Raw genomic sequence first — 12,215 nt, forward strand, 5'->3', positions numbered from 1 at the left:
GATGCCTGCGAATTCGTTCACTGATTCCGCACGGCTGCCGTACGATCCTATCTATTGACTGAACAAGCGCCGCGTGGCGGGCGATCCGGCCGGAATGCCAGCTTGCTCCAGCTTCGCGTAGAGCGTCATCAACTGTTTTTCGATGGCGAGCAGCGAGCTTTCCGGCAACGGCCGGCGCTGGTCGTCCACGACCCGGGCGCCGATGCGCTCGGACAGCGATTTTGCGTAATCGCACATCAGGCGAAACGGCAGGATGTCTTCGTCGGCCACCGGCACGTCCAGCACCAGCGTGATCATCTGGCCGCCCTTGTAGGTCAGGTCGTCGCGCAGAAAGTTGGTATCGCCGAAAAGCAACATGAAGACCGGGTTCTGCCGCGCGTCCAGCTTGACGAAGCGCGTGCCGTCGCGCGAGAGCAGCAAGCCGTCTTGCGACGCCACCGCCTGCACGTAGTTGGCCGACCACGGCGCGCCGTCGGAGAGAATGTTGATGGATAACTGGGCGTCGCACTGGGCCGCGAACGCGTCGAGTTCGCGCGCCATGCCGACCGTTTCCAGCATGTCCGGAAACTCGGGAGAACCGTCGATACCATCGGCGAAACGCTGCACGCCCGTCACGAACTCCGAGAACTCCAGTTCGTTCAGCGGGCCGCCTCGATTCGCAAGCTGGGCCGCCGCGCGCAGTTCTTCGTAACGCGCACCGTTCTTGAGCAATTCCCAGGTCGTGCCGCCTTCCGGCTTGCCTTCTATGTGCACCGGCTTCGCGCCCGCCCGCCGCAACTTCTGCGCGCTCGGAATCAGCTTGTCGCCGGGTATGGGCGCAACCAGGCGGATCGGCACCACGCAGTCGATCCGCCGATCCACGATTGCCGGCGGCGCCGATGAAATCGTGGTCGCGGCCGGCAGCACCGGTTCGTCGTCATCGGCAATGATGGGAGGGGAATCCGGTTCATCGAAATCCCCATTTACCGAAGTCGATTCCGCCTGGATATCCACCGCGGTGTCCGCCGGCGCCACCGTGGACATGGGCGCGCCGCCAAAGCTCGGTTCCACGCGCGAGTCCGAAGCGTCGGACTTGTCGCCCTCGCCCAGCGCGGGTTCGCGTCTGACCGGACGCGTTGGTTCAATAAACGGCTGCTCGTCCTCCGCGTCCTGACGGGCGAGCGATTCCGCCGCTTCGTCGGGCATGGGACGGGGCATCCTGCGGCGCACTTTTGCGCCCTGCCACGCGTTATAGACCACCACGCCGCCCACCACCACGGCTCCTGCTCCAATCAACCCGAGTGTCAACTCGTCCATGCACGCTCCGTCATACTTTCTGTTTTGCGCTCGCTCGCGATCGTTTATGGTTGCCGAATCGGTGCCGAGCGCTTGTTTTAAGTTACGCCGCGCGATCTGCGTTGCATGACATTTCGAATGCGAAATCCTCATGCGTCACTCCGCGCCTGGCGCGCCAGAACCGGCCTCCCGGACCGGTTCTTTACACTGTTTTTATCGCCGGAATTGCGTTGATCCGGCGAAACATTCAAGCATTCTGGGCGAAACCCGCCGCGGATTCCATATCCACAGCAACAATGCGCGATACCCCCTGTTCCTGCATTGTCACGCCGATCAGTTGCTGCGCCATCTCCATCGCGATCTTGTTGTGCGAGATGAAGAGAAATTGCGTCTTCTCCGACATTGCCCGTACAAGGTTCGCAAAACGTTCCGTGTTGGCGTCGTCGAGTGGTGCATCGACTTCGTCCAGCAGACAGAACGGCGCCGGATTCAACTGGAACATGGCGAACACGAGCGCAGTCGCCGTCAGCGCTTTTTCACCGCCCGAAAGCAGGTGAATAGTCGAGTTCTTCTTGCCCGGCGGCTGCGCGAGAACCTGCACGCCCGCATCGAGAATTTCGTCGCCGGTCATGACGAGTTTCGCCTGACCGCCGCCGAACAAACGCGGGAACAGCTCGCCAAAATGACGGTTCACTTCGTCGAACGTGCCTTGCAGTAACGAGCGCGTTTCCTGGTCGATCTTGTGGATCGCGTCTTCCAACGTGCCGATGGCGTCGTTCAGATCCGCCGACTGCGAATCGAGGAACGACTTGCGTTCGGTGGCTGCCGCGAGTTCGTCGAGCGCCGCCATGTTGACGGCGCCAAGCGCCGTGATCGCGTTGTTCAGCCGGGTGACTTCGCCTTGCAGGTACGAAGGCTTCATGTCCGGCGTGAGCTTGGCTTGCAACTCGGCTTCGTCCACGCCCGCCGCCGCCAGTTGTTCGACGAACTGCTCGCCGCTGATGCGCGCGGCCTGCTCCTTCAATTGCAATTCGCCGATCTTGTCACGCAGCGGCTGCAGCGAACGCTCGGCGATCAGCCGCAACTCGTCGGCCTGACGCAGGCGCGCGGTGAGATCGTCCAGTTCGATACGCGCCGACTGCAGCGCCTCTTCCTTGGCCGCGCGCAGTTCGAGCGCGTCCTGCAAGCCGGTATGCGCCGTCTGTTCGTTGATGGTTTCGAGCTCGGCGCGCGCGTCTTCGAGCGCGCCTGCCACACGTTCGCTCTGCTCTTTCGCCGTTTCGATATTGCGACGATATTCCTCGATCTTCGCCGCGAGTCCTCGTGCGGCAAAGGTGGCGTCGGTGGCCGCGCGCTCCAGATCGCGGGCTTCCTGCCGGCAATCGGTCAACGCTTCGTCCAGCGCTTCGAACGCGAGCTGATGATCTTCGAAACGCGCCTGCAATTCGGCCAGCTCGCCATCGTGACGCTCGAAATTCGCCTCCGATTCAGCACGCAACGCGCGTTGTTCGTCGATCTGAGCCGTGATTTCCGCGAGTTCCTCACGGATCTGCGTGCTGCGCTGCATGTATCGGTCGTGCGCCTGCGTGAGCTTCAGCACGTCCATCTGCAATGCGTGTACGCGCTGGGTCGCGCGTTCGGCGGCAGAACGCGCCTCGCCCAGCGCGCCCGACGCCTGTGTATGCGCCGCTTCCGCGCGAACGGCGGCGGCCTTGGCTTCGTCGGCGAGCAGTGCTTGCGCGCGGACCTGCCTGGTGAGGTTCTCGATTTCGTGCTGGCGCGCGAGCATGCCCGCCTGCTCGGAGTCGGCCGCGTAAAGCTGCACGCCGACCCGCGTCACCACATGGCCGGCCTTCACCACGAACGCGCCGCCATCGGGCAATTGAGCACGCGAGGAAAGCGCCTGGGCGATGTCATCAGCAACAAACATCTGGCCCAGCCAGTCGGTCAGCACCGCACGCAAACCCGCATCGTCGATACGGATCAACGCCAGTAGCGGGCGCAAACCCGCGGGCGCTTCATGCGGCCGGCCGGCATTGGGCGGCGCGTAGAACGCGAGCTTCGCTGGCGGCGCATCGGTCGCAAACGCCTTCACCCAATCGAGATTCGATACCTCCAGCGCCGCGATCCGCTCGCGCAGAACCGATTCCAGCGCCGTTTCCCAACCCGCTTCCACATGGAGTTTCTTCCACAGGCGCGGCAGCGAACCTAGCTCGTGCTTATCCAGCCAGGGCTGAATCTTGCCCTCTGTTTGCACATTTTCCTGCAACTGCTTGAGCGCGGCGAGGCGCGCTTCGAGCTGGTGAATATGCGCGCTTTCCGCCTGCACCTTCTCTTGCGCGGCGCGGCGCTCGCCGTCCAGACGCGGAACGGTGTCCTGTGCGTCGGCGAGACGGGCCTGAGCTTCAGCGAGAATTTCCTCATGCTCGGCCATCTGCATGCGCAACTCTTCGAGCTGGGCTTCGTCGGGCGCATCCAGGCCGCCCGCTTCGCCTTTCAGGCGTTCGTGGCGCTGCTGCAGTTGCTGCAGTTGCTGGTCAGCATTGCGCTGATGCGCGGCCTCCAGTTTCAAGGCTTGTTCCGTGCGCGCGATCGTGGCGCGCTCGTCGTTCAGCTCATTCTGGGCATCGCGAAAACGCGCTTCGAGCGCGGGCAATTCGTCCTGCTTCGCGGCGGCCGTTTCCTGCGCAATCGCCGCCTTTTCCTCGCCGACAGCCAGCGCTTCTTCGGCCTCGTCAATCTCGCCGCGCGCTTTCTCCGCCTGCATCTGCCATTGTTCGCGTTGCGCGGTCAGCGCGGCGATCTGTGCCTGCACGCGGTTACGCGATTCCACAATGAAGCGGATTTCCGCCTCGAGCTTGCTGACCTCGGAATTCGCTTCGTAGAGCGCGCCTTGGGCGCCCTGCATGGCGTCGCTGGCGCTGTAGTGCGCCACGCGCAGCGTTTCAAGTTGCGCTTCGACTTCGCGCAGCTTCGCGGTTTGCGCTTCGAGTTCGATCTGTGCGTCGCTGATGGCGCGTTGCTGGCGCGCCGACTCGTTGCCGGCTTCGTTCTTGCGCAAGAGCCACAAGAGCCGCTGCTTTTCCTCGCCTTCGGCCTGCAGCGTTTTATATTTCGTCGCGACGACCGCCTGCGCTTCCAGCTTTTCGAGATTCGCGCTCAGTTCGCGCACGATATCTTCCACGCGCGTCAGGTTTTCGCGCGTGTCGTGCAGGCGGTTTTCGGTTTCGCGGCGGCGTTCCTTGTACTTCGATACACCCGCGGCTTCTTCCAGGAACACACGCAGTTCTTCGGGCTTCGCCTCGATGATCCGCGCAATCATGCCCTGCCCGATGATCGCGTACGCACGCGGCCCGAGACCCGTGCCCAGGAAAATGTCCTGGATATCGCGGCGGCGGGCCGGCAGGTTATTGATGTAATAGCTCGAGGTGCCGTCGCGCGTGAGGACGCGCTTGACGGCGATTTCGGCGTAGGTGCCCCACTGGCCGGCGGCGCGGCCATCGGCGTTATCGAAGATCAGTTCAACGCTGGCCCGGCTGCCCGGCTTGCGCGCCGTGGAGCCGTTGAAGATGACGTCCTGCATCGACTCGCCGCGCAGTTCCGAGGCGCGCGATTCGCCCAGCACCCAGCGCACGGCGTCAATGATGTTGGATTTTCCGCAGCCGTTCGGGCCCACCACGCCGACAAGCTGGCCTGGGACCTGGAAATGGGTGGGATCGACGAAGGACTTGAAGCCAGCGAGTTTTATCGAGGTCAGACGCACGGCGATATCGCTGATTGGAATGAATGCTGGAAACGGGCCGGCGAACCTCGTATGCACGCATGTTCGTGCAGCGGAAGGCATCAAACGCCGGTCGAAAACGCTCGGGCGGTGCGGATCGGGCCCGTTGATCCGGGTGGAACCGCGGCGGGCCTGCTCGACGACCTTGCCAACGACCCCAAGCACGCTGCCCAGCGAACGGTGACAATCATACCATCGCCCGGAATGATTTCTTTTCGCTTGCGGCTGGCGTTTTACATCCGGGTTCTGTCTGTGTTTTATTCGCAACCGGACGACTTTCCTGACCGGTGTTTTTACTGGCCGAATGGCCCCCACGTTGAAGTTCCGCGGCCGCCGGCAAACCGCGCGGGGATATAATCGCAGCCTTGTTGTCCTCTTGCCGTCCCCTTTGCCGCCCCTTTGCCGCCCCTTTTTCAGCCGCGACCCAAGCCGTGAATTCACTACTCCAGAAACTTCAGCCGTATCCGTTTGAAAAGCTGCGCGCGCTGTTCAAGGACATCGCGCCGCGAGCGGACTTCGCGCCAATCAGCTTCGGTATCGGCGAGCCGAAACACGCAACGCCTGCACTGATCCGCGACGCCGTTGTGAACGCCATGGCCGGCCTCGCTTCATATCCCGCCACGGCCGGAAGCGAACCGCTGCGCCGGGCAATCGCGGATTGGACAAAGCAGCGCTACGCGCTTCCCGCCGTGGATGCGGCCACGGAGGTCCTGCCGGTCTCGGGTTCGCGCGAGGCCTTGTTTTCGCTGGCGCAAACGGTGGTAGACAGCCGCGGAGGCGCCGAGCCGCCCATTGTGGTGTGCCCGAATCCGTTCTATCAGATCTACGAAGGCGCGGCGTTGCTGGCTGGCGCCGAACCGTACTTCGTGAACAGCGATCCGGCGCGCAATTTCGCCTGCGATTACGCGACCGTGCCCGACGCCATCTGGGCGCGCACGCAACTGCTCTTCGTTTGCTCGCCCGGCAATCCGACCGGCGCCGTGCTCACGCTCGACGACTGGCGCGAATTGTTCGCCTTGTCGGACCGGCACGGCTTCGTGATCGCGTCCGACGAATGTTATTCCGAGATCTATTTCAACGAAGATACGCCGCCGCTCGGCGGTCTCGAAGCGGCGCACAGGCTCGGGCGCGGTTTCGAGCGGCTGGTGATGCTGTCGAGCTTGTCGAAGCGATCAAACGTACCCGGCATGCGCTCGGGTTTTGTCGCTGGCGACGCATCCATTCTCAAACAATTCCTGCTCTACCGCACGTATCACGGCGCGGCGCTTTCGCCAATGTTCCAGGCGGCGAGCGTGATGGCATGGAAGGACGAAGTCCACGTTCGCGAGAACCGCGCGCTATACGTGAAGAAATTCACCATGGTGACGCCCATGCTTGCCGAGGTGCTGGATGTGCGTCTGCCTGACGCCGCGTTCTACCTTTGGGCAAACGTACTGCGCACCGGCCTCTCGGACACCGAGTTCGCCGCACGCCTTTACGCCGACTATAATGTGACGGTTTTGCCAGGCTCGTTCCTGGCGCGCGATGCCCACGGCACGAACCCCGGCAGCGGTTTCATCCGCATAGCGCTCGTCGCCGAGCTCGACGAATGTGTCGAAGGCGCGCAGCGGATCGTCGAATTCTGCCGCGCGCTGCCCCGGTAACTCCTCCTTAATCACAGCACTCACTTCAAGTCACGACCATGTCGCAACAACTTCAGCAGATCATCGATACCGCCTGGGACAACCGAGCCGAGCTGTCGCCGAAAGCGGCGAGCGCCGAGGTGCGCGAAGCCGTCGCTCACGCAATCGAGCAACTCGATAAAGGCGCGCTGCGCGTGGCCGAAAAGCAAAATGGCGAATGGGTGGTCAATCAATGGCTGAAGAAAGCCGTGCTGCTCTCGTTCCGGCTCGAAGACAATGCGCCCATGCCCGCTGGCGGCTACAGCCAGTTCTACGACAAGGTGCCGTCGAAGTTCGCCAGCTACACCGCCGAGGATTTCGCGGCAGGTGGCTTTCGCGTCGTGCCGCCCGCTATTGCGCGCCGCGGTTCGTTCATCGCGAAGAACGTGGTGCTGATGCCGTCGTACACGAACATTGGCGCATATGTGGACGAAGGCACGATGGTCGACACCTGGGCCACCGTTGGCTCATGCGCGCAGATCGGCAAGAACGTGCATCTGTCGGGCGGCGTGGGCATTGGCGGCGTGCTGGAACCGCTCCAGGCAAATCCCGTGATCATTGAAGACAACTGCTTCATCGGCGCGCGGTCGGAAGTGGTTGAAGGTGTGATCGTGGAAGAGAATTCGGTTATCTCCATGGGCGTGTATCTCGGCCAGAGCACGAAAATCTATGACCGCGAAACGGGCTCGGTCACCTACGGACGCATTCCGGCGGGGTCTGTAGTCGTCGCGGGCAACCTGCCTTCCAAAGACGGTTCGCACAGCCTGTACTGCGCGGTAATCGTGAAGAAGGTGGACGCGAAGACGCGCGCCAAGGTCGGCTTGAACGAGTTGCTGCGAGGCGATTGATCCATGGCCGCGAAAAAGATCGTCGTATATGGGATTCCGAATTGCGACACCGTGAAAAAAGCGCGCGTGTGGCTGGAAGAGCATGACGTGCCGTTCGAGTTCCACGACTTCAAGAAGGCCGGGGTATCGACGGCGTTGTTGCAGGACTGGCTGAAGGATGTCACGCTCGACGAACTGATCAACCGTCGCGGCACGACCTGGCGTGGCTTGTCGGATACGTACAAGAACGAAGCGGGCTCGACCGCCGGCGCGATTGCGTTGATGATCCACAAGCCGTCGATCATCAAGCGGCCCGTGCTCGTGGTGAATGGCCGCGTGAAGTCGCTCGGTTTCGACGCGGAAAAGTACGAAACGCTGTTTGGTTGAAGTCTCAGCTTGAACACAGCATCGCCGCTTTTTTGCATGAGTGTAATGTTTGATTCCTGCCGGCCGCCGCGCCGGCATTTTTTATTGAAAGTGGCTCGAATCCATGTCCGGCACCCTTCTTCTTTCCGAACAACTTATCGCGCGGCCGTCCGTCACGCCAGACGATCAACATTGCCAGAACGTGCTCATCGAGCGCTTGTCGGCAATTGGCTTCGAGTGTGAAACCATTGCGTCGGGCGGCGTGACGAACCTGTGGGCCGTAAAACGCGGCACGCAAGGCACCGGCGGCAAGCTGCTCGCGTTCGCGGGCCACACCGACGTGGTGCCGACCGGCCCGCTCGAACAATGGACTTCGCCGCCATTCGAGCCGACGCATCGCGAAGGCAAGCTATATGGCCGCGGCGCCGCGGACATGAAGACATCCATAGCGGCTTTCGTGGTGTCGAGCGAAGAATTCGTCGCGGCCCATCCGGCGCATCGCGGCTCGCTCGCATTCCTGATCACGAGCGACGAGGAAGGTCCCGCCACGGACGGCACCGTCAAGGTGATCGAAGCGCTGAAGGCACGCGGCGAACGCCTGGACTACTGCATCGTCGGAGAACCAACGTCCAGCGCCACGCTCGGTGACATGGTCAAGAATGGCCGGCGGGGATCGATGTCCGGCAAGCTGATCGTGAAAGGCGTGCAGGGTCATATTGCCTATCCGCATCTCGCGAACAACCCGATCCACCTGCTTGCGCCAGCGCTGGCCGAACTCGTCCAGACGCATTGGGACAACGGCAACGAGTATTTTCCGCCGACCACGTGGCAAGTTTCCAACTTGCACAGCGGCACGGGCGCAACGAACGTGATCCCGGGTCACATCGAGCTGATGTTCAATTTTCGCTTTTCCACGGCGAGCACAGTGGAAAGCTTGCAAAGCCGCGTCCATGCCATCCTCGACAAACACTCGCTCACGTACGACCTCACCTGGAATGTCAGCGGCCTGCCGTTCCTCACGTCGCGCGGCACGTTGTCGAACGCAGTGGAACAGGCCATTCTCGACGAAACCGGCGTGCGCACCGAACTCTCGACCACTGGAGGCACGTCCGATGGCCGCTTCATCGCGCAGATTTGCGAGCAAGTAGTCGAATTCGGGCCGCCGAACGCAAGCATCCACAAGATCGATGAGCATGTCGAAATCGCGTTTATCGATCCGTTGAAAAACGTGTACCGGCGCGTGCTCGAAACGCTGCTCGCCTGAACAAACTCATTCTTTAAGGAGCCTGCGATGGCGCTTCCCTTTACCACCGTCCGCGATCTGCTGCGCTTTGCCGTCTCGCGATTCACCGAGGCAAAGTTGTCGTTCGGTCATGGATCGTCGAACGCATTCGATGAAGCCGCGTATCTCGTTTTGCACACGTTGCACCTGCCGCTCGACACGCTTGACCCGTTTCTCGACGCACGTCTGCTCGACACCGAAATCGACGCCATCATGAAAGTCATCGAGCGGCGCGCAAAAGACCGCGTGCCCGCAGCGTACATTACGAACGAAGCGTGGATGCACGGGCAGCGTTTCTATGTGGACGAGCGCGTGATCGTGCCACGCTCGTTCATCGGCGAATTGTTGCAGGACGGCTTGCAGCCCTATGTGCAGGATCCGGACGAAGTCTCGCGCGTGCTCGAACTCTGCACGGGCTCGGGCTGCCTCGCGATTCTCGCGGCGCAGGCGTTCCAGAACGCGGACATCGACGCCGTCGATATCTCCGCGCCCGCGCTGGAAGTCGCGCACCGGAACGTGGACGACTACGACCTGGATTCACGCATTGCGCTATATGAAGGCGATTTGTTCGCGCCGCTGCCCGGCGGCCGCTACGAAGTCATCATCACGAACCCGCCGTATGTCAACGCGCTCGCCATGCAGTCGCTGCCGGCCGAATATCGCCACGAGCCGGAACTGGCGCTCGCCGGCGGCGCGGACGGCATGGATATCGTGAAGCGGATTGTTGGCGAAGCGCGCAAGTGGCTGACCGAAGACGGCGTTCTCGTGGTCGAGATCGGCAACGAACGGGCGAACGTGGAAGCAACCCTTGGCGGCCTCGACATGGTATGGCTCTCGACCAGCGCCGGCGACGACAACGTGTTCCTCATCCAGGCCGCAGACTTGCCGGCCTGAACGCGCAACGCACGACTACGGGCCGACTGCGCACATGCACATCGAATGGCAGGACTGGCTTCATCTTGGCACGTTTGTCATCATCGCCCATTTGCTGGGCGTGGCGGCGGCGTGCCACGCGGTGCTCAACACCCGCACGTCGCAAGGCGCGGTCGCGTGGGCGGTGTCGCTCGTCGCCATGCCCTACTTCACGCTGATCCCGTATCTGTTTCTTGGGCGCAGCAAGTTCGCCGGGTACATAGACGCGCGGCGGCTCGAGAATGAAATCCTGCGCAAGAGCGCGCATCCGACGGAATGGAATTTCCCCGATGAAGCCGCCCGGCTTCGCGGCGTCGCGCCGGGAGATCCGGCCGAATACCTCGGACATCCGACCATCCGTGCGTTGACGCGCTTGAGCGGCATGCCGTTCCTGCGCGGCAATGCGGTACGTGTGCTGATCAACGGCACCACCACCTTCGATGCCATTTTCGAAGCCATCGGAAGCGCCAAGACCTATGTGATCGTGCAGTTTTTCATCGTTCGAGCGGACGAACTCGGGCTGAAGCTGAAAGACCTGCTTATCAAAAAGGCGCAAGAAGGCGTGCGCGTTTATTTTCTCTACGACAGCATTGGCAGTTTCGATTTGCCGCATCGCTATGTGAACGCGCTGCGTGCCGGTGGCGTGCGGACGCATCCATTCGCCACCAAGCGAAAATTCGTCAATCGTTTTCAGATCAACTTCCGCAATCATAGAAAAATCGTCGTGGTGGACGGCGAATGTGCGTTTGTCGGCGGACATAACGTTGGCGTGGAGTATCTCGGCGGCAATCCGCGCTTGTCGCCGTGGCGCGACACGCATATAGAAGTGCGCGGGCCCGCGGTAGCGAGTATCCAGTTTGTCTTTATTGAAGACTGGTATTGGGCGACCCAACGCATTCCCGAAGTGGAAGCCTCGAAAACTTCCGAAAAGGACATGAGTTGCCTCGTGCTCGCAAGCGGCCCCGCCGACATGCAGGAAACATGTTCAATGTTCTTCGTGGAAGCGATCAACGCGGCGCGTTCGCGAATCTGGATCACTACGCCGTACCTCATCCCCGACGAAGCCGTGTTCTCCGCGCTGCGTCTTGCCGTGCTGCGCGGTGTGGACGTGCGCATCCTGATTCCAAGCCGGCGCGATCACCGCGTGGTGTTCGCTGCATCGACGCTTTATGCCTACGATGCGTTGCTCGCCGGCGTGCGGATTTTTCGTTACAAGCCGGGTTTCCTGCACCAGAAAGTGGTGCTGGTCGACGACATGTCTGCGGCTATTGGCAGCGCGAACCTGGACAACCGCTCGTTTCGCCTCAACTTCGAAATCATGGTGCTGACGGTGGACCAGAGCTTTGCCGCCGAAGTCGAAACAATGCTGCTCGACGATTTCGCCCAATCGTGGGAAATCAGCCGCGACGACTACCTCGGTGCGCCCGCATTGCGACGCATGGCAATGCATGTGGCGCGGCTGTTTTCGCCGATTCTTTAGGCTTGGACCAGGGCGCGCGCCGCAGCCCCAGCAATCAAAGCAGCTTTTCGATATCGCCGGAAAGCGCGTCAGGCTTTGTTACCGAGCCAAACCGGTTGGTCACGTTGCCTTCCTTGTCGACCAGAAATTTCGTGAAGTTCCATTTGATGCCCTCGGTTCCGAGCACGCCCGGCGCTTCTTCGGTCAGATAACGAAACAGCGGATGCGCGTTCGCGCCGTTCACATCGACCTTGGCGAACATGGGGAACGTAACGCCGAAGTTCTTTTCGCAGAAACTGATGATCTGGGCAGCGTCGCCCGGTTCCTGCTTGCCGAACTGATTGCATGGGAAACCGAGCACCGCGAAACCCCGGTCCTTGTACTTGTCGTAAAGTTCCTGCAAACCCTTGTATTGCGGCGTGAATCCGCACTCGCTTGCGGTATTCACGATCAACAATACCTTGCCTTGAAATTGCTCCAGGCTGACGGTTTCACCGCCCAGGGTTTCCGCCGAAAACGAATAGATAGGGTTCATTCGAAGCTCCGCTTTAAAAAAGTCAGTCTAAGCGAAACGCCGCACAAAGAACATTCGGCCAAATGGCTAATGGCGACTCTGACGTTGCCAACGGCGCACCGCAGATGAATGAGCGCG

The 12,215-nt window shown here is 61.5% G+C and carries 9 protein-coding genes; 6 read left to right on the top strand and 3 right to left on the bottom strand.

Annotated elements, in window-relative coordinates:
• Positions 1-51: 51 nt before the first annotated feature.
• Together AWB64_RS01175 and smc are read right to left on the bottom strand one after the other, a co-directional pair.
• Positions 52-1,296, bottom strand: a complete 1,245-nt coding sequence (locus tag AWB64_RS01175; RefSeq protein ID WP_060817156.1) for a cell division protein ZipA C-terminal FtsZ-binding domain-containing protein — start codon at positions 1,294-1,296, stop codon at positions 52-54.
• Positions 1,297-1,522: 226 nt separating this feature from the next.
• Positions 1,523-5,038 (bottom strand): chromosome segregation protein SMC, encoded by a 3,516-nt coding sequence (gene smc, locus AWB64_RS01180; RefSeq protein WP_060817157.1) that lies wholly within the window; start codon positions 5,036-5,038, stop codon positions 1,523-1,525.
• A 449-nt stretch (positions 5,039-5,487) separates the two neighbouring features.
• On the opposite strand from smc, the gene dapC reads away from it, so the two are divergent.
• The 6 genes from dapC to cls all read left to right on the top strand — a co-directional run bounded on the left by dapC (position 5,488) and on the right by cls (position 11,584).
• Positions 5,488-6,699 (top strand): succinyldiaminopimelate transaminase, encoded by a 1,212-nt coding sequence (gene dapC / locus AWB64_RS01190; protein ID WP_060816795.1) that lies wholly within the window; start codon positions 5,488-5,490, stop codon positions 6,697-6,699.
• Between the two features lie 38 nt (positions 6,700-6,737).
• Positions 6,738-7,565 (top strand): 2,3,4,5-tetrahydropyridine-2,6-dicarboxylate N-succinyltransferase, encoded by an 828-nt coding sequence (gene dapD, locus AWB64_RS01195; protein WP_060816796.1) that lies wholly within the window; start codon positions 6,738-6,740, stop codon positions 7,563-7,565.
• 3 nt (positions 7,566-7,568) lie between these two features.
• Positions 7,569-7,931 (top strand): ArsC family reductase, encoded by a 363-nt coding sequence (locus AWB64_RS01200; RefSeq protein ID WP_060816797.1) that lies wholly within the window; start codon positions 7,569-7,571, stop codon positions 7,929-7,931.
• 103 nt (positions 7,932-8,034) lie between these two features.
• Positions 8,035-9,174: a succinyl-diaminopimelate desuccinylase gene (gene dapE / locus AWB64_RS01205; protein ID WP_060816798.1), complete on the top strand. Its 1,140-nt coding sequence runs from the start codon at positions 8,035-8,037 to the stop codon at positions 9,172-9,174.
• A gap of 27 nt (positions 9,175-9,201) precedes the next feature.
• Positions 9,202-10,086, top strand: coding sequence for a 50S ribosomal protein L3 N(5)-glutamine methyltransferase (gene prmB, locus AWB64_RS01210; protein WP_060816799.1), 885 nt, complete (start codon positions 9,202-9,204; stop codon positions 10,084-10,086).
• A gap of 34 nt (positions 10,087-10,120) precedes the next feature.
• Positions 10,121-11,584, top strand: a complete 1,464-nt coding sequence (gene cls, locus AWB64_RS01215) for a cardiolipin synthase (RefSeq protein WP_060816800.1) — start codon at positions 10,121-10,123, stop codon at positions 11,582-11,584.
• 34 nt (positions 11,585-11,618) lie between these two features.
• Here the strand turns inward: cls and AWB64_RS01220 are convergent, their stop codons facing one another.
• Positions 11,619-12,098 carry a glutathione peroxidase gene (locus AWB64_RS01220; protein ID WP_060816801.1) on the bottom strand — a complete coding sequence of 160 codons (480 nt, stop codon included), beginning with the start codon at positions 12,096-12,098 and terminating at the stop codon, positions 11,619-11,621.
• Positions 12,099-12,215 lie beyond the last annotated feature (117 nt).

The organism is Caballeronia sordidicola (assembly GCF_001544455.2).
GTDB lineage: Bacteria > Pseudomonadota > Gammaproteobacteria > Burkholderiales > Burkholderiaceae > Caballeronia > Caballeronia sordidicola.

Coding starts and splice junctions, on each gene's coding strand:
- dapE (WP_060816798.1), top strand. CDS start 8,035: ATGTCCGGCACCCTTCTTCTTTCCGAACAACTTATCGCGCGGCCGTCC.
- prmB (WP_060816799.1), top strand. CDS start 9,202: ATGGCGCTTCCCTTTACCACCGTCCGCGATCTGCTGCGCTTTGCCGTC.
- cls (WP_060816800.1), top strand. CDS start 10,121: ATGCACATCGAATGGCAGGACTGGCTTCATCTTGGCACGTTTGTCATC.
- AWB64_RS01200 (WP_060816797.1), top strand. CDS start 7,569: ATGGCCGCGAAAAAGATCGTCGTATATGGGATTCCGAATTGCGACACC.
- AWB64_RS01175 (WP_060817156.1), bottom strand. CDS start 1,296: ATGGACGAGTTGACACTCGGGTTGATTGGAGCAGGAGCCGTGGTGGTG.
- dapD (WP_060816796.1), top strand. CDS start 6,738: ATGTCGCAACAACTTCAGCAGATCATCGATACCGCCTGGGACAACCGA.
- AWB64_RS01220 (WP_060816801.1), bottom strand. CDS start 12,098: ATGAACCCTATCTATTCGTTTTCGGCGGAAACCCTGGGCGGTGAAACC.